At 29.0% G+C, this 3,747-nt stretch carries 1 protein-coding gene and 1 pseudogene; both read right to left on the bottom strand.

All coding sequences use genetic code 11. From position 1 onward, the window contains the following. A pseudogene (locus tag L8V79_RS07865) lies at positions 1-464 on the bottom strand (hypothetical protein); the annotation flags it as partial. 147 nt (positions 465-611) lie between these two features. After that, positions 612-3,747: filamentous hemagglutinin N-terminal domain-containing protein (locus L8V79_RS07860; protein WP_263703170.1), on the bottom strand; the 3,136-nt coding region annotated here is incomplete at its 5' end.

Genomic DNA, 3,747 nt, shown 5'->3' with positions numbered 1-3,747 from the left:
TTGGTATTGGTTTGATTGTTTAATTTGGTAGTGTTGTTATTAAAACTATGATTATTTGAAGCATTATTGGTATTAAAGCTATTATTAGTTGAATTAGAATTATTGTTTGTTTGATTATTTATACTAGAGTTAGTGTTAGCTTTATCATTGTTTGTGTTAGTTTGGTTATTTGGATTGGTAGTGTTATTAGTTTGATTGTTAGCTTCCTCATTAGTTTTATCTTCTTGATTGAGTTTTTCTTTTAATTCTTTCTTTTTTTCTTCAAAGTCTTTTTTAGCTTCTTGAGCTTTTTTATAATCATCTTTGGTTTTTAGATTTTCTTTGATAGCTTTGTTTTGAGGGAGATTTCTATCAGGGGATAATTCTATAACCTTTTCTATATCATTTTTAGCTATGGTAATACTTCCATTATTAGCATAAACTAAAGAGCTAAGTGCTATAGTGCTAAGTAAGAGTTTTTTCATGGTTGTTTATTCCTTTTATTTATATATTTTAAATTTAGAGTTTTTATCTTTTAATATTTATTACTGATTAATCAAAATATTATTTAATACGAGTATTCATTAATATACTCGTTATATATACACTAGGACTTATCCTAGTGTATATAACTACATTCCACTTACTATGCATGGATTCATAGTTTTATAATTATCGCTAACTATGCAAATTTTACCTTTTTGTTTAAATGCAGATTCTTCAACTTCTTCGGTCTCTTCATCTTCATATTCAAAGGTAGGTGTTTGTTTTTGAGAATTAGCCACTTGGCGAGAGATTTTTTCATAGTCACCATCTTCACCACCACCATCAATAGGTTTATTAACATCAGGAGTTATTAATAAAGGAATAGTTTTAAAATCTCCAGCTATGATAACTTTTTCAAATTCATTGTTATCTTTAAAATCTTGAAGCTTGCCTTTATAGTCAAGCAATTGTGCATAAAGAGTTTTAGCTTCATTGTTAAGTTCTATGATGGTATTTTTGATACTTATAAATGCAGGATCATTTTCATTTTTCAAGCCTTTTTCTATTAAAACTACATAATCATTATAAGCTTTTATAGCTTTAGCTAATTGTTCTTGATTTTTATCAAGTAAGTATTCAAGATTAAATCCTTTTGATACTATATTTTTATTAAGTTCATTTAGATTGTTATACAGTTTGTTTTTATTATTGTTAAAATCTGTAAATTTAGTTTCAGCACTATCGAAAGAATTTGCAAAGTTGGTTTCTACTGTTTCATCTTTAAAATTAGCTTTGCTTATATCATGATCTTTGTATGCATTTAAAAAGCTCAAGCTTTGCAATAATGCTCTAGCATCATTTTCTTTTACACCTAAATATGTGGTTATAAATTTAACCTGCTCATCTTCTGTTTTATTTGATATATTGCTATATTCACTTAGTAATTTAGCTAATAATCTAATATCTATATTATAATGAACTTTATCAATATCATTTATAATATCATCCCATATATCATCGCTAATTAAATCGCCTTGATCTAAAGTGGCTGTTTCATCTTTAATCTTTTCTACATCAGGTCTAAAGATATCTTCACTTGGTTTTACTTCAAAATCAGTATTGAAACTAAAATAACCATCTTTATCTTCATGTAAGCCATAATCTTTTAGATCTTTATTAATTTGTTTTTTAAATTCGGTGTATTTGGCTTGGTGTTCGCCGTTTTTATATGATATTTTTTTAAGTTCTGCAATCTGGGCAATATCTCCTTGTTCTTTTATACTTTCTGGATGATATATAAAAATATTTTCATGTTTAGAGTCTGTTTTAGAAACAGCATGAAAAAGTCCAGCATATTTTTTTCCTTCCGCGGCATTTGCTTCTATTTTTGCATCAGGACTAAAGAATATATAAATATTTTTAAACTGATCTCTATCATCATCTACAGCAGCAAATCCAGCAGCTCTTGTATTACCATCCATATAACCTGTTCCATCTGCTACAATAGAACCTATATTGTTTAAAACTATATTAGAAAAAATTTGCCCTATACCAGCAGAATATGCCATAAAGCCTGACGCATAGCTATTTTCTGCTTTATTAACACTTTTACTATAAATAGCTTTAATGTTATTTAAAACTATATTAGAATAATAATTTTGACCACTAGAGTATGCTACAAATCCAGCTGCACTACTATCATCACGAACCAACCATGGAAATGTAGGATGGTCGAAAGTTCCATTATTTTTAGCTTGAATTAAATCAATATTATTTAATACTATATGATTAAATTCATTAATTCTATCTCCACTAAAATCCCCTTGAGTTGGGTTAAAAAGATATCCTACAAAACCACCAACCCTTGCTCTTTCAGTATCTGTTTCTGCCATGATATTATCAATATTATGTAAAACAATATTATCAAATTTATGTCCTATGTTGCTATAATTATATACTCCAGAGTATAAACTTCCTGTGAAACCACCCACATAGGCAAAATCACCTTTACCGTGAATCTTTCCTATATCCATCAGAGCTATGTTGTTAAATGAGCTTCCTTTCATATAGCACCAAACATCATCATAGCAATTCACGCCATCCCAATCATCTAAATCTCCACCCCAATCTGCAATAATGCCTGCAAAACCGCCAACATAGCTAATATGATTTTTTGATTCTGCTTTTATTTCTTTAATACCTTTTAGTATGATATTACTTACATCACTACCATCCATAATCATACCAGCTATACCACCTGCATAAATAATGCCATCGTTTGAACCTATGATACTTCCTTGATTATAATCAACATTAAGATTTTTTAAAGTAGCGGCTCTTAATACGCCAAAAATTCCTAAATATTCTAGTTTATTTTCTAAGCTTGTCGTATCTATATTAATATTCTTAAGCGTAAAACCTTGACCATCAAAAATTTTATTAAAATAATTTTTATTATCATAGCCAACTATCATACTAGTAAATTCATTAGCATCTTTTTTACCATCACCATTTAAGTCAAACCAATAATTAGCGTAGTTTTGCTTTTTAAAATCTATATTAGCGGTTAATCTATACTCACTAGCTGTATCTCTAAAACCTTCTTTGTTTTCATTCCATCCTTTGGCAAAATACCACCAATCTTGCACAGAACCTATACCTACATATTCATCTACCTTAAAATTACCATTTTTTTTGCTTATTTTATTAAACACTTTAAAAGAACTAGGGTTGTAATAATATCCACTAGCGTTTAAATACATAGAGCCTTTTGTTTTAGCATCAACATTTATTGATTGTATTTTGTCAGCATTTACACCAGCAACATTAACATAAACTTCATTGCCTTGTAAGTTTATATTTTCAGCATTGACTTTTCCAAATTTAATGCCATTGTGTTCTTCATCCCAACTAGTATCAGCACTTAACATTACTTTATTACCTTGCAAAGTAATGTTTTTAGCATTAATAGTCCCCATGTTTACTACATTACCACCATTTGGTTTAAACACAGGAGAGAAAGTATTATAAGCAAGTTTTCCATCTGCGAACTCTTGCATACTTTTACTATCCATCGACGAAGTAGAAGCCACAAAGCGATTAGCATTGATAATCGATCCACTTTTTTCTATAATTACCCCATTAGGATTAATTAAAAAGACATTATTACCACCTGCATTTAATAAACCTTCTATGGTAGATTTACTAGTACCATGAGCAATGTTTAGGTAGTTTTTGTCTTTACCTCCAAAGTTTACACTTTCACCTTTGCCTATGCTAAAG

Source organism: Campylobacter sp. IFREMER_LSEM_CL2194 (assembly GCF_025771685.1).
Classification (GTDB): Bacteria; Campylobacterota; Campylobacteria; order Campylobacterales; family Campylobacteraceae; genus Campylobacter_D.
This window is presented reverse-complemented; position numbering and strand designations above follow the sequence as displayed.